Origin of the sequence: Paenibacillus sp. J5C2022 (assembly GCF_025567625.1) — a bacterium.
GTDB lineage: Bacteria > Bacillota > Bacilli > Paenibacillales > Paenibacillaceae > Pristimantibacillus.
In genome coordinates this window covers 49026-70937 of the sequence record NZ_JAOQJC010000036.1, presented here as the reverse complement: position 1 = coordinate 70937, position 21912 = coordinate 49026, and the positions used below count along the sequence as shown (strand labels likewise).

Sequence of the window (21912 nt, the reverse complement as noted above, 5' to 3'; positions counted from 1 at the left end):
TATGTAACGATTTGTCGCTTTTATGAGAGAACGGATTCCCAATGGCACACTTTCCTGACTCCAACCAAGGCTACATCGCCTACAGCTCCTCATTCGCACAACTTTCTTATCTCCAACCAAGGCTACATCGTCTGCCATTTCCCTTCCAACGGTATATTTCCCTGCCGGAAATTTATGATGCAATAATAACGACTATAACTAGAAACATCCTCACAAAAGGTATTTCCTGCACAGTTTTTCCAGTATAATGATAAAAGCGCGACAGTGGAAAGGAATGAAAATAATCGGATGAACAAAAAAATATGGAGCGGCATGATCATTGGATTAGCATTATTAGGCTGCATACTGATCGTGGTCAACAATGCCAAAGAAGAACCGCAGTCAAACATAAGCAGCTCCTTGAACGGCATCGCTCTGCATAATCTGCAAGACGACAAATTAATGAATGTCGCCTACACCGACAAGCCTACCGTTCTCTCTTTCTTCACCTCCTGGTGCACCTATTGCAATATGGATGCGCCTAAGATGGTTGCGCTCTATGAGAAATACAAGGACCGGGTGAATGTATACGGCGTGAATTTGATCGACAGGGACGAGCGTGAAGAAGTTGTGAAATATGTGGAACGCCATGAGATTCCTTATCCCGTCTTGCTTGACGCCAATGGTGATGTATTCAGACAATATAACGGAAGAGGCTTTCCGACGCTTTACTTCATCGACCGGTCCGGCAAAGTGACGGACGCCATTATCGGAAGCAGCGAGATGGATACGATTGAAGCGGCATTCAAAAAACTGGCGAAACACGGATAACTTCACACCATACGCCATCTCCCTCTTATGTCGGCTCCGTATTTTGCTATAATGTAGAGATATGGTTCGAACCTAGATACAGGAGGGATTGCCGCCGTGAATATTATACCTATCGAGATGGAGTTGATCGATGAGGACAAGGATCAGCCCAGGTACCAGTTCCAGGAAGAAGCGCTGCAAGAGCTCATGAACAGCATACAGGAGATAGGGCTTCTGTCCCCGATTAAGGTAAGAAAGCTGGACAACGGCCGTTACAAGATCATATATGGCAATCGCCGATACAAGGCAAGCAAGCTGCTGGGGCTGCCCACTATTCCTTGCATCGTCTCCAGCGCGACGGACGAGATGGAAATCTATCTGGAGCAAATTGCGGAGAATTTGACTCGGGAGAACTTCTCTCCCATCGAAGAAGCGGAAGCTTTCAATAAGCTGCTGAACGATCCCAAGTTCCGCAGCTCGGTCAAGTTCCTGTCGGCTAAGCTGGGCAAGCCGGAGAGCTATATCAAAAACAAGTGCGACCTGCTGGTGTTCAGCAACGCCGTCAAAAAGCTGATCGTAAGCGGTACGGAAATCCGCAAGGACAGACTGACGGAGGAGCAGCTCATGCCGCTGAAGAGCTTGCCGATGGAATACCGCGATACGCTCGCGCTTACGGCCGCCAGGGACGAGCTTCCTGTCAGCGATATTCGTAAAATCGCCAAGCTGTTCAAGGACAAGTCGATATCCGAAGCCACGAAAGACAAGCTCCTGCTCAAGTCAGGCAGCGGCCTGCTGGAGACTTGGTCCACCTTCGAACAAAATCGCAAGGAGAAAGCGAGGAAGGCGGAGGAGCAGGCGGAAAGGGTACGGGAAGCCGAGGAACAAGCGAAGCTGACGGAGCGGCATGCCGCGGCTGCTGGGCAGCCGGTTGAAGCCGTTCCCCCCAACACCCGGACAAGTGGCGATGCTCGCTGTGTGACAGACCAGAGTACGGAAGGACGGGCAGCATCCCTAACAAACGGTCTCACTGAGCACAACAGTCATACGAGTGGCGCTGGCATGCAGCAAAGTGCGCCTACCGGAGGCTCGCAGCAATGGGAAGCAGCGGCAATGCTGGCCGAGCTGCAAGCCATGCGGTCAACGATATCCGGACATGGCGCCCTGTCGGATACATACGCCTCCGTTCTTCACGCATCTGCGCCAACCGATCAAGGGGTGCTCAACTTGGAAGCAGAGCAGTATGTCATGGAGCTGGAGCTGTTACTGGGCGTATGGAAGAAAGCACTGGCCAAGGCAACGAACGAACAAGGCTAAGCAAGCAGCTGCCTCCGGGACAAGCGCCTTGGCGGGAGCTGTGGCACGATGGAGAGTTCGGCATGCTGGAGGGTTCAGCGCACTGGAGGGTTCGGCATGCTGGAGGGCGCGGCACGATGGAAGATGCAGAGCGCTGGAGGGCAAGGCGGTCACGGAGATGACCAGTCGGGCGTCGAGCAGCAGATCGCCGATGCGGCGGTTAGCATGCGAGATGGATAGCATTCGGGACGGATAGCATTCGAGACAGATAACATGCGAGACAGATAACATGCGGACGGATAACATGCAGACGGGTAACATGCAGACGGATAACAAACGCAACAAGGGGCCGTACCTAGGTTACAAGACCTGGCACAGCCCCTCATTTCATTCCGTCATATGCGGTAAAAACCTTATGTGATCATTTATTCGTCGCGAAGCACGTATTGGGCAATGTTTTTGCTGTGGTCGCCCACACGCTCCAGATTGCTCAAGATGTCCAGGAAGATCGCACCCGAATTGCCTGTACAGAGGTTCTGATTCAGCCGCGCTATATGCGCTTTGCGGAATTCCAGTTCCATCCGATCCAGCTCCGCTTCTCCCTTGAGCGTGTCGGAAGCCGCTTCCTTGTCGTTATGCTCCAGTGCATACAGCGCTCTGGTCAGCGTATGGTCCGCCGCTTCCAGCATCAGCTTCAGATCGCGCTCCGCTTCAACGGAGAATTCTACTTTGTTATTGATGCTGAACTCCGTCAGCTCCACAATATTCTCAGCATGGTCGCCGATGCGTTCTATATCGTTAATCGTGTGCATTAAGCCTGATGCAACCTCGGACTCGCCTTCCGTCAGGCCGTTCTGATGAATTTTCACCATGTAATCGGTAATCTTGCGGTCAAGCTCGTTGACCAGCTGCTCCTTCTGAAGCGCCAGGTTAGCCGTCTTGCTGTCGCGCTTGAAGAAGAAGCTCGACGCATCGTTCAGCGTCTCCCGCGCCAAGTTGCCCATGCGAATAATCTCATGCTGCGCTTGGCCGAGCGCGATGGAAGGGTTGGCAAGCAATCTGATATCCAGATACTTCGGTCTGAACTCCAGCTCTTGCTCCTTCATTGGAATCAGCTTCGTCACAATCCAAGCCAGCACGGATACGAATGGCAGGAAGATCAACGTATTCGTCACGTTGAAGAAGCCATGCGCGTACGCAATCTGCATTCGGATATTGACATCTTCACCCATCCACATGACGACCTCATACACGATATCCAATGCAAGCACGAACAGAATGGTACCCAGCACATTGAAGATAACGTGCACAAGCGCCGCGCGCTTGGCTGCGACACTCGCTCCGATCGATGCCAGCACCGCAGTAATCGTCGTCCCGATGTTGTCGCCGAACAATACCGGCAATGCACCTTTCAGTTGAATCATGCCTTCATCGGCAATCGTCTGCAGGATGCCAATCGTTGCGCTGGAGCTCTGTACGATCATCGTGAATACGGTGCCGACGAATACTCCCAGTATTGGCGTATGCGACAGGTCGACGATGAAATCGGTAAATTCAGGCAATGACCTAAGCGGCTTCAATCCGCCCCCCATCGTCGAAAGCCCCAAGAACAGCGTACCGAATCCGAATATGACTTGACCGATGTACTGCACCCGCTTTTTGTTAATAAAGAACAGAAGAACCGCTCCCACGCCAATAATCGGAAGTGCATACTCCTCAATTTTGATACCTACGATAAATGCGGTCATCGTCGTCCCGATATTGGCCCCCAGAATGACGCCGATCCCTTGCCTCAAGGTCATGAGTCCGGCATTGATTAATCCGATGGCCATAACGGTTGTGCCTGTGGAGGTCTGGATAAGAATCGTGACGATAATACCGACCAGAACGCCTAACAATGGGTTAGAAGTATACTTGGCCAGCAACCCTCTCATCTTATCGCCTGCTGTCTTCTGCAATCCGTCCGACATGTACTTGATGCCGAACAGGAAGATGCCGAGTCCCCCGACAAATTTAAAGATAATCTCCTGCCAATCCACCTGAAATCCTCCCGCCACACAAATCAGTTTTTACGCAAGTCCTATACCATTATATAAGATTAAGTCGAATTTACAAATGCTTAATATAATCTTGATTGGCATAAATTTCGTCCATTTTGCAAATTGTACTACTGGAAGCGCTTTGCAACACAATTATCTTTCGCTAACGGGGGAAAACTATGCATTTCGTCAAGGATTCTCTGCTAGTTCTGGGGCGAATTTACACGATCTTCCCCCTGCTGCTGATCATCGCTTTATTCATGGGCAGACGCTCTATCGCGCAGCTGCCGATATTCGACTTTCTTATTATTATTTCGCTTGGTTCCGTCGTTGGAGCGGATATTGCCGATCCCCGCATTGAGCATATTCATACAGCAATCGCGATAGCAGCCATTGGCCTGTTGCAGAAGGCGACCTCCTACCTCATGTTGAAATACCGCAAATTCAGCAAGATGATTACGTTCGAGCCCATCATCGTCATGAAGGACGGAAGGTTTATTCATAAAAATGTAAAGAAGGCCCAATATACGGTGGATGATCTTCTCTTATTGCTTCGGGAGTACCAAATCTTCGATCCATCGACCGTCGATATGGCTATATTGGAGGGTAATGGAGGACTAAGCGTTCTGAAGAAGGTGAGCAGCCAAAATGTAACTATGGAGCATGCCGGCCTTGCGAGCGACAAGCTTGGGGTCGCTTATCCCGTTATTAAGGAAGGCGTTATCCAATCCCAAACATTGCAAAAGCTTGGATACAGCGAGGTCTGGTTGCTGCAGCAGCTGAACGACAGCAGCATTCGGCTTGCGGACGTATTCTTCGCTTCTTTGAACGACAAGAAGGAGCTATCGATATCCGGCTACCATTCCGCCGGTCCGCTCCCGCCCGTCTATCATTGAATGTGACAGGAATCCATCATTTGTAATCTGATTGAAATATTACGAACATCGTACCTTAACATAAAGGGGCTATACTAGTACTCGACCCCCTTTTTAATAATATAAAGATTTGACCCGCAGCCCGTTGCTGCGGGTCCCTTTTTTTTGGAGGAGACGCATGCGTTAAACCTTCTTCCCCAAGAATATATAAGTTTTCGAGATGCTCGAACTCAAATATTCGACCCCAGCTCCACAAGCACAATCTCCGGACGATTGAACAGGCGTTGGGGGAATGTGCTGTTGCCCAGTCCGCGATTAATGACGAGCATAGAACCGTCCCTCTCATGCATGCCTTCCGACAGCTCTGGCCACATGCCCTGACCCGGGGAATAGACGCCCCCGACAATCGGCAGACGGAACTGGCCTCCGTGCGCATGGCCGGTAAAGCTCAGATCAATGCCTCGATCGGCATAGACATGGAACAGCTCCGGCCGATGGGACAGCAGAATGCTGTAGTCTTCCAGCTCCTCTTCCCCTATCGCTTCCCGGAGATGTGCCGTCATCTTGTCGACATCCCCATCCTCCTTCTTGTTGAAGATAGGGTCGTCCACCCCGATGAGGGAGATGTACCCGTCGCCCGCCTTAATCCTCACCTGTTCATTCCGCAGCACATGTATCCCGAGGCCAGTCAGCTTCTTCTCCAGCCCCTTGAACGTACGCGCCGCATATTCGTGATTGCCCGCTGCGAAGTAGACGGGCGCAATCTCCGCCACTCCTCTCATCAATGCCATCGTCGCTTCTTCATCGTAATGGCCGGCATCCACCATATCGCCCGTCATGACGATGATATCCGGCTTCAACCGCTTCACTTTGGACACGATCGGGTACTGGTCCTTGGGATACATCTTGCTCTGCAGGTCCGACAGCTGAACGATCCGATAGCCGTCCAGCCCCTGCGGCAGCTTGCTTGAGCTGATCGAATAAGCCGTAATGCCGATATGATTGTTCTCCTCGTACAAGAACACGCTCAACAGTAATAGAAAGCTTGGTATATACACATAAAGCCACCTTTTGCCTCTGCTCATCCATGTCCCTCCTATCTCAATGTATTTCTACAAGACGGTGGGAGCTCCTTCATGGTTCCACTCGCTGCCAAGATAAATTCCAGGACGCCCAATGCTCCCTGTCACCAGCTTTCTTCCTCAACTCCTCCAGCCACCCTTCCAGCTCCGCCAGGTCAGGATACCGCCGGTGCAGCTTCATCACCGCAGGCGCCGCATCCGCCGACAAGGTGAGCAGATAAGGGATATCGATCTCGCCTGACGCTGCATACCGCTCGGCATTGTTCTCCGCTACTCTGGCATCCAGATTGGCATAATTGATGACGACATAAGCGACAATCGCGCCGCATAGATACGCCTTCGCCAGCGAGAAGCGATCCACCCATACCCTGATCAGAGCGGCGGCGAGCAGCAAGCCAAGGAAGATCATGAAGCCGTGCGCAAGCAATCTGGCATGCGTATAGCCGTATGCTTGCTCATACAACGACAACCGGATATAAGCGCTGGCCAGCATGACGAAGGTGGAGCAGACGAGAAGGCTGAGCAATACTCTTCTTGCCAGCTCGCCAAGCGCTCCGGCAGGCAGAATAAAGTGCAGCCCCATCAACAGCAGTCCCTGATTCATCAGACAGAGCAGGACCAATTCGGCGAATCCTTGCCGTGCGTACTCCGCATACGCCATCCCTTCCGGAAGAAGGCCTTCCGCTGCGCCGAATAAATAAGAGAACTGGAGGAATGCGAACAGCGCGTATACCGCGTTCACACATACAAGCACCGTTCCTGCCGTTACAGCATTCATGCCGATTGCCGCCTTCTCTCCCTCTGGAGGAGCGGAGGGCGCTTGACGCGGCTTGCCGGGGAACAACAGGCTCCACATGAAGCAGAAGAGATATATTGTAATGACAAGCGCCGTCAGCATTCTCGCCACGACGGCGTCCAAGCCCGCTTGCTCCAGCACTTGCGGTATAGCGTTGATCCACGACTGAAAGATGCCGTCCGCCGATGACAGCAGCGCCACTATAATGAGAAGCAAGGGCGCGGCAATCAGCATGCCGGACAGCACTTTCAGAATGTGGCTGCGTTCCTTCCCCTCTGCATCGCCCGCACGCAGCCAGCCTCCCAATATCAAGAAAGGCTCCCGTATATGCAGCACGGGCTGCACGAACAGCTGGCGGACCATCTCCCTGTAAAACTGCAGGCGATGCCAGGGAACGGAGCCCCCTTTGGTCAACAGCATCATTTGGGCAGTGACAAGTATAATGAGTACGATAGCGTTCAAGCGGTGAAAGAAGAGATTGCTGTAAAGGATATAGGTCAACGACAGCAAAAAGATCGGGATGAGCAGAAGCAAGCCCGATCGCAGCTGCCCTCTCCAACGCTCGAACCCTCCCATTCGGCCTCTGGCCGCGTAGAAGAACATGCCGTAGACACAGAGCAAATACAAGGGTACGGATAGTCCCGCAGCTCTCCCGAGAAATAAGTATTGGCCGAACAGGCCAAGCAGAATAGCCAGGCGCAGCATACCGTCATATCGCTGCCTCCACGGTGCCGGATTTCGCATTTTCCACACTCCTTGCCGCTTTATTCCTTTCCCATTTTATTGTAACCTAGAAAACAAGAACAAAAAGTGCAACTTCAAAAATGGAAATTTCATATTTTAGAAGGCGGTGAACGTATGAAGCTTCGGCGGCATTATGCGGCGTTGCGCCGCGCCTTCCCGGGTGCGGGGGAACAAGAGCCGATCGATACGACAACCGGTCAGCTCGCCTCTATCGTCGACTGCACCCAGCGCAACATGGTCATCTTGCTTCGCCGGATGGAGGAGGAGGGATGGCTGAGCTGGCAGTCTAACAGAGGCAGAGGCAAGCGATCGCAGCTCCTGTTCCTCGCTTCGCTGGACGCTATCCTGCTGCAGCAAGCGAAGGAGCATGTTCAGAAGCAGGACCTCGCATCCGCTCTGCGCATTATCCAGGAGCTGGAGGAGCCGGGAAGCCGGCTGCAGGAGCAATTCCGGGAGTGGCTGTCCGGACAATTCGGCTTCCGCTCCGAAGTGGAGGGCAAGAAGCGGTTGGATGTGCTGCGCTTCCCCTTGCCCCAGAGAATCGATACGCTGGACCCCGCCGCCATTCACTATATCGGGGAATCCCATCTCGTCAATCAACTGTTCGACGGACTTGTCGCCATGGACTCCGCCGGAGGTACCATCATGCCGCATCTGGCCCATGCTTGGGAATCCGACGCAGAGCGGACAACATGGACGTTCTATCTGCGCAAGGGAGTCTCCTTCCACCATGGCCGCGAGATGACGAGCGACGATGTCGTCTACTCCCTGAAGCGATTGCAGAGACTGGCACCCGACGGTCTGTACAGCTGGGTGTACAACGATATCGCCGAGGCGGCGGCGCTGGACGAGACGACTGTGCGCATTCGCTTGAAGCGGAGGAACGAGACGTTCCTCTCCTTCCTGACCACCAATCGCGCTTCCATCGTACCGGAGGATCTGTGCGAAGCGGACGGCGGCTGCAAGTTCGGCTCGAAGCCGGTCGGCACCGGCCCGTTCAGGCTGCTGGGCAGCGAGCGGGGTGTCTGGACGTTAGACGCCTTCCTCCCCTATTTCCGGGGACGCGCATTTCTTGACCGGGTGGAGGTGTGGACGATGCCGGATACCGTTGCCGGTGAACGGGAGGAGAACGAGCCGCCGCATGCGCGAACGTTCCAGGTGATGCACAATGCGAGGCTGCAAGAGGGAGAGAGCGGACAATGGCGACAGGTGAGGCAATCCGGAACGACCTGCAAGTTCATCGCTGTGAACGAGATCAAGCGAGGGCCGCTTGCTTCGCCTGACGTACGCGCCATCCTGAATCGTGCGATTCATCGTCCTCATCTGCTGGGCTTGCTCGCCGGCGATGTAATCGAAGCCTCATCCAGCTTCTGGATCGAGCGCAGCGACGAGATGCCGATGGAAGAGCAAGGGGCAGGGGCCTCTTACGACATCGGACAGCTGCGTCGCGAGCTGGCGCAGAGTTCTTACGCCGGGCAGCCGCTCTCGATGATGACGATCTCACAGTATGCCGCCGACGCCAGTCTGATTGCTGAATTGTTGGAGGAGACGGGCTTCGCTGTGACAGTATCCATCGTGCACGCCGGCGCGTTCAAGGGGGCTGCGCGGATGGAGGCGGACTTGCTTCTGTTCGCCACTATGCTGGACGAGCATCGCGAACTGCGCCTTATCGATCTGTACAAGAGCATGCAGCAGCATATGCCGCCGACGGCCAAGGACAGCATGGAGCGGTCGCTTCAGTGCATATTGTCGGAGCCGGATGTAGGGAAGAGAAGGAAGCAGTTCATCGGGATCGAGCGGCAGCTTCGAGAGCGGCACAGCCTGCTGTTCCTGTACCGCAAGGCGCTGAAGACCGCATTCCATCCCGCTGTACGCGGCATTGCCCTGGAATCGCTGGGCTGGGTACGCTTCCGCGACTTATGGTTCAAGCAGGAATAAGCAGGAATTTCATGAAACATTTTGAACGGCTGCCGCGTATAATTTTGTTACACATACAAGGAGGTTCACACGCTATGGGATTCGGTCCATTCGGCGGGGGATTCGACTCGGCATTCTCCCTCTTTCAGGTCATGTTCTTTCTCGTGTTCGCTCTCATTATCGTGATGTTCATCGTCAATATTGCGAAGTACTTCCGTAATGCCAGCGCACCTCAGGAGTCCAGCTACGCCCGCATCGTATCGAAGCGTACGGAGGTGCGAAGCTCCAGCAATCATCATCATAATGACAATATGCATATGGGCTCATCGTCCAGAACGTACTACTTCATTACATTGGAGTTCGACAACGGCTCGCGCAAGGAATATCTCGATGTGAAGGGACTGTACGGATTGGTGGCGGAAGGCGACGTCGGGTATGCCGCGGTGAAGGGCGACTGGATCGTCGCATTTCAGCGGCAAGCTGGCGAACAGCCTGGCAGCGGCAATGGGAGAGGGAGCGGCTATTGAGTGCCGCTCCCTCCCTTTTTATAATGCCATCATCTTCTGCAGCAGCTCTTTCGCATAGTCCGATTCCACATCCTTTAAGCGTTCTGCTTCGACAATTTCCACAATCCGGCCGTGGCGGACAATCATGATTCTGTCGCAGATGAAAGCAGCCGCTTCAATATCATGCGTGATGAAGATATAGCTCATGCCGTGCTTTCGCCTAATGTCCTTGAGCAATTGAAGCACTCCGGCCTGCACAGGCATGTCCAGCGAGCTTAAGGCCTCGTCCAGCACAATACATGCCGGCTCGGACGCTATAGCTCTTGCTATGCAGACGCGCTGCGCTTCTCCCCCGGACAATTCATGGGGATACTTCACGCGGTATGACACGTCCAGCCCTACCATCTCCAGCAGTTCATCCATTCGTCTATAAGCCGCAAGCTTATCACTGCTCGCATTCTTCAGCGATTCCTGTATTGCTTCTTCTACCGTATAGAAGGGGTTGATAGAGGAAGTGTAGTCTTGGAAGACGGCGCTAAGAGCTCCCTTGCGCACTTTACGGTGAAGCACGCTTCTGCCTTCGAACGTGATGCGGCCGCGATCCGGCTTCTCCAGCCCTAGCAGCAGCCTCCCTAACGTTGACTTGCCGCTCCCGCTCTCGCCGATAATTCCGAGACATTCGCCGCGCTTGCATTGAAATTCCACATCATGCAGCACCTGTTGTCTATCGCGGGACAACCATCCGCCCTTCTTGTAGCACTTATTTACGCCATGAACCGCAAGCAATTACAACACTCCCATCACTTGTCTGAAATGATTGCGCAGCATGGCTCTTGAAGTTAGCAAGTACTTCGTATAGGCATGGCGCGGTGCGTCGTACACGGAGGATACGCTGCCCTGCTCGACCACCTCTCCGTCCTTCATGACAAGCACATGATCCCCGATCTTGCGCACCACTCCCAAATCATGCGACACGAATATCATCGAGCAGCCGATCCTCTCTCGCAGCTTCATGAATTGTTCGATTACCTCGTATTGCGTAATCGTATCCAGTGCCGTCGTCGGCTCGTCGGCTATGATGAGGTCGGGCTTCAGCGCGATGGCCAAGGCAATCATGACGCGCTGCAGCGTCCCGCCCGATAGCTGATAAGGATATTTGCGCATCATGTCGAGCGGTTCCTTCAGCATGACGCTCGCCATCGCACTCGTTATGTTATCGATGAATTCCGAATGGCTCCAGTCGTAATGCTGCATGATCGTCTCCCTGAGGTGGACGCCGATCGCGCGGGAAGGATCGAACGCACGCATGCCGTTTTGCATGATCATGCATATATGCCTGCCGCGCAGCTTTCGGAACTGCCGCGCAGACAGTGCATTCAGATCCATGCCTTTGAATAGCAGCCGGCCTGAATGCGCCAGTCGGGATGACTGCAATCGCATAATCGTCCGGCATGTCAACGACTTGCCGCTTCCGCTTTCGCCTACAATCGCCAGACACTCCCCCTGCTTCAAGGAGAATGAGACGTCGCGGACGATGACATGGCCTGACGCGCGCTCCCATACCTTTAAGCCGCCCACTTCCAACAGATTCACGGATAGGTCACCTCCTTCGCGGCAATGCGCACTCCCATCCGGGCCTGCCGGGAAGAAGCCAGCTTGGGGTCCAGCGCCACCTGAATCGCATCGGAGAAGAAGTTGAACGCCATCGCCACCGCAATAATGGCCAGACCTGGCGCCAGCATAAGCTCCGGCTTCGTGAACATGACGCCGCGCGCTTCGTTCAGCATCATTCCCCATTCCGCATGCGGCGCTTGAATGCCCAGTCCGAGGAAGGAGAAGCCCGATATTTGCAGGATCATGGAGCCCATGGCGCTGCTGGCAACAACCGCAATGTCTGGCAAGGTCACCGGCAGAATGTGCTTATACAGAATGCGGACATGGCTCATGCCGGTAGCCTTGCTGTATTTCACGTAATCCGCATCCGCATATTGCATGACAGACGTCCGGATAATCCGGGCGAACCAGGCCCATTTCATCAACACGAATGCGAGTAGAATGTTGGTCAGGCCAACGCCCATTATGCCAACCATCGCCAGTGTCATGACATAGACCGGGAACGACAGCATCACATCGCATAAGCGCATTACGATTGCGTCCAGCTTGCCGCGGAAGTAACCGGCAGCCAGACCGAGCAAGGCCCCCAGAGCGACCGAGACGCTTAAAGCGCCCATAACCCAAAGCACACTGGGACGAATGCCATAAATAACGCGAGAGAGGATACATCTGCCCAAATGATCGTTCCCGAGCCAATACGACCAGGAAGCCCCTGCATAACGGAGGTTCATATCCACTTGATCGGGAGGATGAGGCGAGATATACGGAGCCAAGGCGCCGACGCCAAGCACAAGCATGATGATAATAAGCGAAGCGACAGCCAGCTTATCTTGAGCGATTCGTCCCAATAGTCGCATTTACAGCTCCCTCCTCAGCCGGGGATTCATCGCAGCGTTAATCATATCCGACAGCGTATTGAACAGAACGAATGCAGCGGCAACGAGCAGGACATAAGCTTGAATGACGGGAAAATCCCTGCCCAGAATCGATCGTACGCTCAAGCTTCCCATGCCCGGCCAGGCAAACACATATTCCACGACAACAGTACTGCCCATAATGATGGGAAACGCCATGCAAAACACCGATACGGCGACTTGCAATGAATTTCGCAATACATGAGAGATCACCCGCGCTTCCGGCAAGCCGCTGGCTCTGCCGTATACGACATAATCTTCGTTCAAGTTGCTCAGTACGGAACTCCTGACGATGCGGAAATAAATGCCCGCATAGTTGATCGTAATTACCCCGACAGGAAGAACATAGCTGCTAGCAGCGTCCATGCCGCTGGTCGGCAGTATGCCGAGCTTCACACTGAATAACCAGATCAGCATAGCGGCAAGCAAGTAAGACGGCATTGCGGTCAAGAAGAACGATATGCCCCTGACGGACTTATCTGCGCTGCGCCCTTCCTGCATCGCGCACAGCATGCCCAGTCCTATCGACGCCACGATGATGAAGACAGAGGAGACGAGCGTTAGCTTAAGTGTGTTCAGGAAGGCGGGGCCTACCATCTCCCATACCGGCTTGCCGGTCACGTACGAATCGCCGAAATTCAACTGGAGGCAAGAGAGCAGCCACTCCCCGTATCGGACAACAAACGGTTTATCGAACCCGAATTCGGCTCTTGTCTGTGCAATTAACTCCTCCGTTATCGTCGGAACGCCTTGCGCATGCAGCACGACCTCCGCCGGTTCCAGTGGGGAGAGATTAATGAACGCAAAGGTCAAGAATGAAGTGACGATCAGAAGCGGAATTGCGAGCAGAAGTCGTTTCCATATATATCCTCTCATAAGCTATTCCATGTACATACTCTCGAAAGGCAGTTCGAATTGCGTCTGTTTAAAGGTTATATTTTGCAGCCCGCTTGCAGCGACCACGGTTACACTCCCGTTCGTGATAGGAATAAACACGGCCTCCTCGTGCACAATGCTCAAGATGTTGGCGTACATCTCATTCCGCTTCTCTTCGTCTGTAGACACCATGACGTCTTCTATGTTTTGGTACAGCTCGTCGGCATTCGCAATTCCCCTTGTCGTATGCAAGTAAGAGGATTCCGATGCGAAAGCTGCAATCGTGCTCTGCGGGTCGTAAGCCAGCCCCCATGTCTGGTTGAACAGAAGATCGTATTCACCCGTGGCCCGGCGGTTGGCAATCGAAGAAGACTCTTCTCCCGTAATGGCGATCTCGATGCCGATTTCTTTCAATGCACTCTGCAGGTATTCCGCCTGCGTCTTCTGCGAAGCCGAGGCGACATCGTAATAAAGCTCCATAGACAGCGATTGGCCTTGCTTGCTCCGCACAACAGCTCCCTCCTGCAGCAGCCAGCCCGCTTCCTCCAGCAGAGCTCTTGCCTTGTCCGGATCGTAGTCTCTTCCGGCAAGCTCCACATTCGCATAGTTGACATTGGAGGAGAATAGCGTATGAGCGGGAGTCTCTGTCCCGTCGAAAATCTGTTCGCTAATCGTTGTGCGGTCGATCGCATGCCATATCGCTTGCCGCACCGGTTTCTCGCTAACCGCGTTATCCGAACGGCTGCTGTTGGCTACGATCATTTTCGTATTTATAGGATCGCTTCGCTCAATCCGGAACTTGCCTGAAGCGGCCAGTCGCTCCATGGCATCTACATCGAGACTGTCGGCGCCGCGATCATCCGTGAACACCATGTTTACCTCTCCTGTTTGCAGAGCGAGGAACGTCGTCTCTCCTGCAGGCAGCACTTTCGCCACTATTTGCTGAATGGCGGGTGCGCCTCCCCAATAGTCCTTGTTGGCTTGGAACACCGCGTACTCATCCGTTTTATGCTCTGCCAGCTTATACGGACCTGTTCCGTGGTAACCCTGAACGCCATCCTTCGTTCCTCCGTCGATGAAGTCGGCGGGCGATAGAAATACGTAGGGGCGTGTCATGGACAGCTCCACCAATGCGGGGTAATACGGCTCTGACAGCTTAAGCTCGAAGGTGTCCTCATCGATAGCCGTCATGCCGACAATTTTGGAGGACAATTTAATCCAGGAGTGTTTTTTCGCATTCTCCTGCACCGCCTCCATATTTCGCTTCACCGCTTCGGCGTTGAATGGGCTGCCGTCATGGAAGGTGACATTGTTGCGCAGCTGGAATGTATATGTCATGCCGTCCTCCGAGATGTCCCACGATTCGGCTAGCAGCGGCTTAATGCCCTCTGCCGTATTTTCCACGAGAGATTCGTAGACCATGCCTTGCGCGTGCATGGAGCCGGTATAGAGGTGGGGATTCATATCGTTAATATCCTTGGATACGGCATAAATGATTTCTTGTTTTTTGTCCGCTTGCGAAGCGTTTCCAGCGTTTCCTGTTGCCTGGCTTCCGCTCTGCTCGCTGCTGCAGCCGGCAGACATCGCCATGATGAACAGGCATGCCAGCAATAACGTAGTTGACGCTATCGATTTCACTTTTACTTTCACTTTAGGTCCTCCTAGGTAGGGATAGATGGTAATTTAACGGCGCAGCCGCCATTATCGAATTCGGAGCAGATCATGTCAATATGCTCCTTGTAGCTTCGTACCGCGAAGGCGTCCGACAGCCTCTTGTCCAGCTGTCGCTTGGTAGTCTCACGAATTTTGCACTCATACCGTTGGATAAACGTGTCAGTCGTCGGACATTTCACCCCCCAGTAACGCGCGATGCCCTGAATCACTTTTATGCGGTAATAGTCCTCTTTCGGCATTCTGGGGATATCCAGCTCCTGTTCCCGATTTGGAAATACTGTGCGAATAGGTACGGCTGAGAAATCAAAATATCTTCCTGCCTCATCCGGCTGGGAGAAGGGATCGATCAATAGCGAGGCATACCTCACATACAACAAATATTGCTGATGAATGGCGTCCAGCTCCGGAAATCTCTCGATATCCTGAGGAGACAGGCTTTCTTCCCTAACGGGATAATTGTCGGCAGTCATGAATTGGAGCAGGTTTATTTCCTTGATTCCCAATTGCTTCAATACCAGCATGACCTCCCGCCAATATGCCAGCATTTCGCCGATTAGCCGCTGCGTTATCGGCCCTTCGGGGAACAGCTTATACACGTACTTCGCATTTGAACTCTCGTCAAAAACAGCTCCTAGCGAATAGTCGTTCATAAACAGCGGAGGATGCACATAAAGCGATATGTTGCGTGACTCCGTCTCGATCGGCGCGTCCAACACTTCAAGCGCAATACCCAGTGTCGCGCACATCTTCCCTATCGCTTCAACGGCTTGCGACGGGGAATGAGTAGACCCCATGTACAACTTGCGCTTGACCGCTGTAGTAAGAATACGGTTGACAGGCTTCCCCTCTGCCCAGCGCGTGTCGCCTAAATAGGTAGAAAAGCTGATGACTTCACATACGGGCTGGATGGAACGGAGGTAATGACGCACCAAGCTGTTGGAGCCAAGCGTAGGCGAGAGCAATATCACCCGCTTGAGCAGGTGAAGCAGGCGCTCATCCAATTGCTTCAATACATCGATATAAGCATCCGTCGTAACTGCCAATACAAGCGTATCCCAATCGCCCTTCACATCTTCGTAGCCATGGAACAGCTCATCGATATGGCATTCTCCTGCCATGCTTCCATGCTTCTCATTCTGAACGGCGGCGTATATGCGTCGGTCATTCCGCTCCATAGCTGAGAAGAATAGTGCCGATCTCGCCGACCTTCTTCCCGCAATGCCGATACGACTATTGCAATGTCTCTTGAAAAGCAAAGCCAGCTGCAATGCGGCTGGGCCAGTGCCCAATAACAATACTCGTTGAAACAGCGTCATATCAGCATCAGCCTCCCTTTCCATACTTGATTCCAGATGTGGCGAATCGATCTTCTCCGTCTCATACGCGTCTATAATAGATAATGTCGAAAACTAGCTCCTGCTGCAGATGAGTCCCTTCTACCTTCCACTTGCGCTTATCCACATCTTCAGACGGATAGTTGAAAATGGACTTCAGACGATCGCCGAAGCGCATAGCTACAGCAACCTCTCCTCTCGTCAGATCATATAGCCGATCCAGGATGCGGTACTTCTCCTTCACAGTAGAGCTGAAGACAACATGTGTTATCGTATCCATGCCATCGAGTTCCTCTATCGTTGCCCGTTCCAGACGAATGGACAATTCCGGTCCTAGTCTGGCCACGACCTGCCTCCCCAGCGAGACAGCTTCGTCATCAATGTCGATGCCTACAACCGAAGCTCCCGTCTGTCTTGCAATATGCAGCGGCGTCATCGGGAAGGCTCCCGAGCCTACGAGCAGTACGTTGGATTCCGCGGTTACATTGAAGTGTCGGAACTCTTGCAGAATGCACGCTTCGATATTTTGGAAGTAGGAGCTCTTAGCGTCGGCTTCATCCAGAAGCTTAATCGCCCGATTTTTTTCCATGATTGCTACGCAGCGCGCGGAATCGGTGCGAAGTGCATGTAGAATGGTCTGGAAGCTATCGGAGTCGAGCTCTTCAAACCCGTTCCATGCTTCCTTATTGCTCTGATTCGTAACGAAGCCGGAATAATCGCTTATGACGGCTTCCAGTTCCTCAATATGGGAAGCACTGCCCTGCTCAGCCAGCCTGGATAATCTTTTCGAATATTCCACCAACTCGTGGCGTATGTCATGCAATACTTTCATTAACATCCCCCTGCTTCCTAATAGTCGTCCAGATCAACATAAGCTTTGCCATGAGCCACAATTTCAACGACGCCTTTAATGGTCATTTCACTTGGAGCACCGTCATGCCAATCCGCCTTCACCTGGATGATTCCTCCCGGTTGCTTCACCTCTGCGGCAATTCGTCCTTTCTGCCTCCAGGCCAGACAAGCGCCGATGGACGCCGTTCCCGAGCCGCAGCCCCGCTCCCATACCAGGCTGTTCAGTCCCGGAACATAGATGAGCGGCGCAAGCTCCGCATGATTCGGACAGTACAGCATGATGCCAATCAGGTCCGTGTCTAGCGTGGCACCCAGCAGCTTGGCTATCGCCTCGGCCTGATCACGCAACCGCTGGTGAATGCAATCCGTCTCGATGATCAGATGAATGCACGATTCATATCGAACGATAACGATGTCCAGTTGCTCGCTTTCGTATGTAATGACTTTCTGCTCAATCGACTTAGGCATCGGCATTCCCGCTTCACACACATACTTGTCGTTCACTCTCGTTACGTGGCATGTAATAAGCGCTTCTGTCCCTGATGCTTCCAGCACGATAGGCACTGTGCTTTCCGATGGCAGATCCAGCTCGGTTGCCAGATGTACAGCCAGCGCCATACAGGCGTTGCCGCAATACTCGCCGCCCGCCATATACAGCTGCGCCGCTGCTTGTTGGCTGCGGGGTTCAAGGATAAAGCCGACTTGCTCTGCATGGATACTGCCGTAATTCATCATCTGCGAAGCTATGACGCCATATTGACTGGCTGGGTGCTTGGTTTTCACGAGAATCGTCATATTTTGAGTAGGGCTGCATTTTACAAATTCGACCACCTGCCGCATTCTTCACCTCTTTACTCGCTGACTATTCCGCGATCATCATACCGTTTTATTAATCGTAATAATAACGATTACTATTTACAAATCCAGTATAGCGTTATTTTGGAAGCTGTCAACAGCAATTTCAATGTGAAATACGCCTGACGGCGTCCTTCTCGCTTCCTGCACATGACCTAATGGAGCTCTAGTGCAGGATTATGCACTATTTCGGCTCACACGCCCCTTTTCGGCGCTCCAGTGTAGGATTCATACACTATTTCGGCACGCACGCCCCTTTTCGGCGCTCCAGTGTAGGATTCATACACTATTTCGGCTCACATGCCCCTTTTCGGCGCTCCAGTGTAGGATTCATACACTATTTCGGCTCACACGCCCCTCTTCGGCGCCACAGTGTAATTCTTTCCTACACTGAGGTAAAAATAGAGGCGACGAGCATGCTGCTGCTCGTCGCCTCTTGCATTGGCGCTATATGCTGTATTATTCCGCTTCAGCTTCCCCCATCTGCTCCTCATACCAGTCCCATCCGACGCCTACATGCTCCGGCTTGTGGGAGTCGGAGCCGTATACGCAGGAGATACCCATCGTGCGACACTCTGCGAGGAACCACTCCGGCACATAAGGCTTCCCGCATGTCGGTACACGCAAGCCTGCCGTATTCACATCTATGCCGACACCCGACTTCGCAAGCAGGGGCAGAATGCGCTCCAGCCGCTGCCGGACAAGCGTTTCGTCAATCGGCGGCAGCTCGCGGCGGAACTTCTCAATCAGGTTGATATGGCCAAGCCGCTTCCTCATCGGCAGTTCGGCTGCGAAGGCAATAGCCTCCTCCACATGGTCGTAGTACGCATTCACCACATTGTCCATGCTGCCGTAATGGGCGAGCAGATTGACGCGGAAGTCCTCTGGCGTGAAGTCTATACAGCGCATGCCGCCCACACCCGGCAGGTAGTGAACCGAATAGACGACATCCTCCAGCTCATGCTGCCACTGCTCGACGATCGCTTCCGTGTAATCGAGACCGCCCTGCAAGTAATCCAGCTCCAGGCCTACCGTAACCTCCAGCTTCCCTTCATAACGCTGCTTCATAGCCTTCGCGTAGTCCATATAGAGCGGAAGCTCATCCTGTGGCATCGCCAGCTCTTTCCATAACGGCAGATCCACGATCCAGCCCTCTGGCAGAGGAGGATGCTCGCTGATCGTATAACGCTGGAATCCCAGCTCTATAGCGCGATCCAGGTACAGCTCCTGCTCCGCATCGCTACCATGATAACAAAATTTCGTATGTGTATGTCCATCCCATTTCATGCTCTGTCGCATCCCTTCTCGCTCGTAAGTACAGTCAATCGCAACTGTATCACTCCTAAGTTTAATGTACCATTATTCCGCCAATATTTCACCGGAATGAAGGAAAATGCGGGTTATTGTCGAATAGTTATGAGTTGGAAATTGGAAAAAACCTGAAAAATGCTCATCAATCAAGGAGGAAATGCATGAATTGGATGTCGAAACACTTCACCTTCGTCATCATACCGGAAGGCAATCAATCGGTTAGACGATACCGGTTGAACCGCATGATGCTGGTCCTCACCGTATCCTGCATCCTTCTGCTTGCGATATGCTCCGCATTATTCATCTACTTGTTCTGGGATCGATCCGATCGCATTCAGAAGCTTGAAATCCAGCTGACGGCGACCGAAGCGGATTACGAGCAGCAACTTCAATCCAAGAGAACTCACATTACAGCCCTGCAGGGCAATGTCTTGCAACTAACGCAGCAAGCGCAAAGCATCGAGCGGCAAATGTCCGAGATCAAGCAGCTGGAATCGCAGCTGAAGGAAATCGCCGGCATTAAAGAGCCTGCCGTGCGCATCTCATCAAGCGCTTACAATGCCGAGACGAGCGGACAAGGCGGAGAAGAAGTGCCTGTTCCTGTGCCGGCAGCTGCCAGTGATGCCGGTGATGCCGTAGCCGCCAAGACGATGGACAGCTACTCCGATATTCAAGCCAATATGGAGGAGCTTGGCCCCAGCTTGAAATCTACCATTAGCGCTCTGCTGAAGCACCAGCATACGATGAGGATTACGCCGACGATATGGCCCGCCGATTCGCGCAAGATGACGTCCCAGTTCGGTTACCGCAGGGACCCCATCTCCGGCAGATCTTCGCTGCATAACGGCCTGGACATCGGCGGCCGTCGAGGCGATCCCGTCTACGCGACCGCCGACGGAACCGTTACCTTGTCGGAGCGTTCCTATCCGCATGGCAACAACATTCTGATTGATCACGGCAAAGGCATCGAGACCCGCTATCTTCATCTGAACGCAAGAAATGTAGAGGTAGGCGATCAAGTCGTGAAGGGGCAGCAGATCGGCGAGCTAGGTAATACAGGACGAAGCACAGGTCCTCATCTGCATTACGAGGTCATCGTGAACGGGAGCCATGTGAACCCTCTGCCTTATATCCAGGATGCCAGTAAAGATGTAAGCGAAGGAGAAGATGAACATGTTCAAAACTAAAAGCGGCAAAGTCAATCCGGATACGACCGACACATTAATCGGTGCGGGAACCGTGCTGGAGGGTACACTGAAGTCCCAAGCGGGAATCCGCATCGAGGGCACCGTCATCGGCGATATCGTATCCAGCGGCGACGTTATTATCGGCGAAGGCGGCCGGGCGCAGTCCAATATAACCGCACGGGATCTGATGCTTGCCGGACAGCTGGACGGCAACGCTGAAGTGTCCGGCAAGCTGACGATATGCGCGACCGGGGTATTGAACGGCAACATTTCCGCGGGTTCGCTTATTATCGAAGCAGGCGGCGCCTTCAACGGAAGCAGCAAGATGGCTGCCGCAATGAATCAAGATACGAAGGCAGTCAAGCAAGAAAAATCCGCTAGTTGAACAACTTTTAACATCGCGCTTACATTGCACATACAATCTTTGTCTATACTAGGGCTATATCCCTCAGGAGGTATAGACAATGAATGGATGGCAGCGCAATATTGCGTTAATGATAATGGCAACTCTCACCTTGCTCGGCTCCCTAGTAAGCAAGCCGGTGGCGAATGCCGCTAGCGAAAGTCTCGCGCAATCAAGACAGAAGATAGAAGCAGTATCGAATGAGAATATGACTCCGGAGCATGAGCGTATCGTACTGAAGGATGCGAGTTTGCGCGGCAAGCAGCCCTATATCGCGCTTGATGCGCTTGTGAAGCAGACGGACGGCTTCATCTCTTACAACAAAGAGAACGACACCGTCGACATCGTCATTAACGATATTCCGTTCTCCCTGCTGCTCAGGGAGCAGTCCATAATGAGCAACGGCTATGAAATTTCCGGCGACTTTTATATCACCGACAACGGCGACGTGTACTTGTCCGTGGAGCAAGCCGCCAAGCTGAGCAAGCTGGAGTTTGCGCTGGAGTAAGGGGCGGAGCTTCTGGAGCTAGGAGCCGATTTTGAGACGGGGCTTGCGGTGAAGCTAAACCGGGGATGGACCCATTGCTGACAACTGTTAGCGACTTATCGAGAAGCCGCATTTCGCTAACGGGTGCCAAGGACGCTATTGGGGCGAATTTTGCAACATTGGTATTTTAACGGTTGTCACCGCGGCTAAATGGACTATTCATGCTCAAAGTAGTTGATTCCATGCCTATTAAGCTCCACTACACCCGTTACAATTTACTCCACCCTCCCTCCAACCAGTTAAGCTCGCTCGCAACCGTTAGCGACTTGATGACAAAAAAACCATGACTGGCGAGTAATGCAGC

General features: G+C 53.0%; 21 protein-coding genes. 9 read left to right on the top strand and 12 right to left on the bottom strand.

Annotated features, from left to right (window positions below; all coding sequences use genetic code 11):
• Window positions 1–288: 288 nt before the first annotated feature.
• From M6D81_RS23855 to M6D81_RS23845, 3 genes are all read left to right on the top strand, one after another.
• Window positions 289–810: a TlpA family protein disulfide reductase gene (locus tag M6D81_RS23855; RefSeq protein ID WP_262679671.1), complete on the top strand. Its 522-nt coding sequence runs from the start codon at window positions 289–291 to the stop codon at window positions 808–810.
• 96 nt (window positions 811–906) lie between these two features.
• Window positions 907–2103, top strand: coding sequence for a ParB/RepB/Spo0J family partition protein (locus tag M6D81_RS23850; RefSeq protein ID WP_262679670.1), 1197 nt, complete (start codon window positions 907–909; stop codon window positions 2101–2103).
• Between the two features lie 48 nt (window positions 2104–2151).
• On the top strand, window positions 2152–2322 hold the full coding sequence (locus M6D81_RS23845; protein ID WP_262679669.1) for a hypothetical protein: 171 nt from the start codon (window positions 2152–2154) through the stop codon (window positions 2320–2322).
• A 185-nt stretch (window positions 2323–2507) separates the two neighbouring features.
• Here the strand turns inward: M6D81_RS23845 and M6D81_RS23840 are convergent, their stop codons facing one another.
• Window positions 2508–4121: a Na/Pi cotransporter family protein gene (locus M6D81_RS23840; protein ID WP_262679668.1), complete on the bottom strand. Its 1614-nt coding sequence runs from the start codon at window positions 4119–4121 to the stop codon at window positions 2508–2510.
• A 179-nt stretch (window positions 4122–4300) separates the two neighbouring features.
• Between M6D81_RS23840 and M6D81_RS23835 the strand changes: the two genes are divergently transcribed.
• Window positions 4301–5017, top strand: coding sequence for a DUF421 domain-containing protein (locus M6D81_RS23835; protein WP_262679667.1), 717 nt, complete (start codon window positions 4301–4303; stop codon window positions 5015–5017).
• A gap of 209 nt (window positions 5018–5226) precedes the next feature.
• Here M6D81_RS23835 and M6D81_RS23830 read toward each other — a convergent pair whose 3' ends face one another.
• Both M6D81_RS23830 and M6D81_RS23825 read right to left on the bottom strand, forming a co-directional pair.
• A complete protein-coding gene (locus tag M6D81_RS23830; protein WP_262679666.1) occupies window positions 5227–6081 on the bottom strand; it encodes a metallophosphoesterase in 855 nt (284 codons plus the stop codon).
• Window positions 6082–6130: 49 nt separating this feature from the next.
• Entirely contained in the window at window positions 6131–7618 is a 1488-nt protein-coding gene (locus M6D81_RS23825) for a DUF4153 domain-containing protein (RefSeq protein WP_262679665.1), read from the bottom strand.
• A 114-nt stretch (window positions 7619–7732) separates the two neighbouring features.
• On the opposite strand from M6D81_RS23825, the gene M6D81_RS23820 reads away from it, so the two are divergent.
• Both M6D81_RS23820 and M6D81_RS23815 read left to right on the top strand, forming a co-directional pair.
• Complete coding sequence (locus M6D81_RS23820; RefSeq protein ID WP_262679664.1) at window positions 7733–9556, top strand: ABC transporter substrate-binding protein; 1824 nt, start codon at window positions 7733–7735, stop codon at window positions 9554–9556.
• 74 nt (window positions 9557–9630) lie between these two features.
• Entirely contained in the window at window positions 9631–10062 is a 432-nt protein-coding gene (locus M6D81_RS23815) for a DUF2500 domain-containing protein (protein ID WP_262679663.1), read from the top strand.
• 18 nt (window positions 10063–10080) lie between these two features.
• Here M6D81_RS23815 and M6D81_RS23810 read toward each other — a convergent pair whose 3' ends face one another.
• The 9 genes from M6D81_RS23810 to hisJ all read right to left on the bottom strand — a co-directional run bounded on the left by M6D81_RS23810 (window position 10081) and on the right by hisJ (window position 19447).
• The gene (locus tag M6D81_RS23810) at window positions 10081–10827 is read right to left on the bottom strand and encodes an ABC transporter ATP-binding protein (RefSeq protein WP_262679662.1); all 747 of its coding nucleotides are present in this window, start codon (window positions 10825–10827) and stop codon (window positions 10081–10083) included.
• On the bottom strand, window positions 10828–11634 hold the full coding sequence (gene cntD, locus M6D81_RS23805; protein WP_262679661.1) for a staphylopine uptake ABC transporter ATP-binding protein CntD: 807 nt from the start codon (window positions 11632–11634) through the stop codon (window positions 10828–10830).
• Entirely contained in the window at window positions 11631–12512 is an 882-nt protein-coding gene (cntC, locus tag M6D81_RS23800) for a staphylopine uptake ABC transporter permease subunit CntC (protein ID WP_262679660.1), read from the bottom strand. Before cntC ends, cntD begins: the two co-directional genes overlap by 4 nt.
• Window positions 12513–13445 (bottom strand): nickel/cobalt ABC transporter permease, encoded by a 933-nt coding sequence (opp1B, locus tag M6D81_RS23795; RefSeq protein WP_262679658.1) that lies wholly within the window; start codon window positions 13443–13445, stop codon window positions 12513–12515.
• 3 nt (window positions 13446–13448) lie between these two features.
• Window positions 13449–15095, bottom strand: coding sequence for a staphylopine-dependent metal ABC transporter substrate-binding lipoprotein (gene cntA, locus M6D81_RS23790; RefSeq protein ID WP_410795785.1), 1647 nt, complete (start codon window positions 15093–15095; stop codon window positions 13449–13451).
• An 11-nt stretch (window positions 15096–15106) separates the two neighbouring features.
• Window positions 15107–16435, bottom strand: coding sequence for an opine metallophore biosynthesis dehydrogenase (locus M6D81_RS23785; RefSeq protein WP_262679657.1), 1329 nt, complete (start codon window positions 16433–16435; stop codon window positions 15107–15109).
• Between the two features lie 61 nt (window positions 16436–16496).
• Complete coding sequence (locus tag M6D81_RS23780; protein WP_262679656.1) at window positions 16497–17285, bottom strand: class I SAM-dependent methyltransferase; 789 nt, start codon at window positions 17283–17285, stop codon at window positions 16497–16499.
• A gap of 17 nt (window positions 17286–17302) precedes the next feature.
• Window positions 17303–18145 carry a histidine racemase CntK family protein gene (locus M6D81_RS23775; RefSeq protein ID WP_262679655.1) on the bottom strand — a complete coding sequence of 281 codons (843 nt, stop codon included), beginning with the start codon at window positions 18143–18145 and terminating at the stop codon, window positions 17303–17305.
• 474 nt (window positions 18146–18619) lie between these two features.
• Entirely contained in the window at window positions 18620–19447 is an 828-nt protein-coding gene (hisJ, locus tag M6D81_RS23770; protein WP_262679654.1) for a histidinol-phosphatase HisJ, read from the bottom strand.
• A 185-nt stretch (window positions 19448–19632) separates the two neighbouring features.
• Between hisJ and M6D81_RS23765 the strand changes: the two genes are divergently transcribed.
• The 3 genes from M6D81_RS23765 (at window position 19633) to M6D81_RS23755 (ending at window position 21569) form a co-directional block, all read left to right on the top strand.
• Window positions 19633–20658, top strand: a complete 1026-nt coding sequence (locus tag M6D81_RS23765) for a M23 family metallopeptidase (protein WP_262679653.1) — start codon at window positions 19633–19635, stop codon at window positions 20656–20658.
• The gene (locus M6D81_RS23760) at window positions 20645–21043 is read left to right on the top strand and encodes a bactofilin family protein (RefSeq protein WP_262679652.1); all 399 of its coding nucleotides are present in this window, start codon (window positions 20645–20647) and stop codon (window positions 21041–21043) included. Before M6D81_RS23765 ends, M6D81_RS23760 begins: the two co-directional genes overlap by 14 nt.
• 79 nt (window positions 21044–21122) lie before the next feature.
• Complete coding sequence (locus M6D81_RS23755; protein ID WP_262679651.1) at window positions 21123–21569, top strand: hypothetical protein; 447 nt, start codon at window positions 21123–21125, stop codon at window positions 21567–21569.
• The last annotated feature ends 343 nt before the right edge of the window (window positions 21570–21912 follow it).

What these genes read in the sequence shown, in the direction of transcription:
- M6D81_RS23855 (WP_262679671.1), top strand. Translation starts at nt 289, where the DNA reads ATGAACAAAAAAATATGGAGCGGCATGATCATTGGATTAGCATTATTA.
- M6D81_RS23845 (WP_262679669.1), top strand. Translation starts at nt 2,152, where the DNA reads ATGGAGAGTTCGGCATGCTGGAGGGTTCAGCGCACTGGAGGGTTCGGC.
- M6D81_RS23835 (WP_262679667.1), top strand. Translation starts at nt 4,301, where the DNA reads ATGCATTTCGTCAAGGATTCTCTGCTAGTTCTGGGGCGAATTTACACG.
- M6D81_RS23830 (WP_262679666.1), bottom strand. Translation starts at nt 6,081, where the DNA reads ATGAGCAGAGGCAAAAGGTGGCTTTATGTGTATATACCAAGCTTTCTA.
- M6D81_RS23825 (WP_262679665.1), bottom strand. Translation starts at nt 7,618, where the DNA reads ATGCGAAATCCGGCACCGTGGAGGCAGCGATATGACGGTATGCTGCGC.
- M6D81_RS23820 (WP_262679664.1), top strand. Translation starts at nt 7,733, where the DNA reads ATGAAGCTTCGGCGGCATTATGCGGCGTTGCGCCGCGCCTTCCCGGGT.
- M6D81_RS23815 (WP_262679663.1), top strand. Translation starts at nt 9,631, where the DNA reads ATGGGATTCGGTCCATTCGGCGGGGGATTCGACTCGGCATTCTCCCTC.
- cntC (WP_262679660.1), bottom strand. Translation starts at nt 12,512, where the DNA reads ATGCGACTATTGGGACGAATCGCTCAAGATAAGCTGGCTGTCGCTTCG.
- opp1B (WP_262679658.1), bottom strand. Translation starts at nt 13,445, where the DNA reads ATGAGAGGATATATATGGAAACGACTTCTGCTCGCAATTCCGCTTCTG.
- M6D81_RS23785 (WP_262679657.1), bottom strand. Translation starts at nt 16,435, where the DNA reads ATGACGCTGTTTCAACGAGTATTGTTATTGGGCACTGGCCCAGCCGCA.
- M6D81_RS23780 (WP_262679656.1), bottom strand. Translation starts at nt 17,285, where the DNA reads ATGAAAGTATTGCATGACATACGCCACGAGTTGGTGGAATATTCGAAA.
- M6D81_RS23775 (WP_262679655.1), bottom strand. Translation starts at nt 18,145, where the DNA reads ATGCGGCAGGTGGTCGAATTTGTAAAATGCAGCCCTACTCAAAATATG.
- hisJ (WP_262679654.1), bottom strand. Translation starts at nt 19,447, where the DNA reads ATGAAATGGGATGGACATACACATACGAAATTTTGTTATCATGGTAGC.
- M6D81_RS23765 (WP_262679653.1), top strand. Translation starts at nt 19,633, where the DNA reads ATGAATTGGATGTCGAAACACTTCACCTTCGTCATCATACCGGAAGGC.
- M6D81_RS23760 (WP_262679652.1), top strand. Translation starts at nt 20,645, where the DNA reads ATGTTCAAAACTAAAAGCGGCAAAGTCAATCCGGATACGACCGACACA.
- M6D81_RS23755 (WP_262679651.1), top strand. Translation starts at nt 21,123, where the DNA reads ATGAATGGATGGCAGCGCAATATTGCGTTAATGATAATGGCAACTCTC.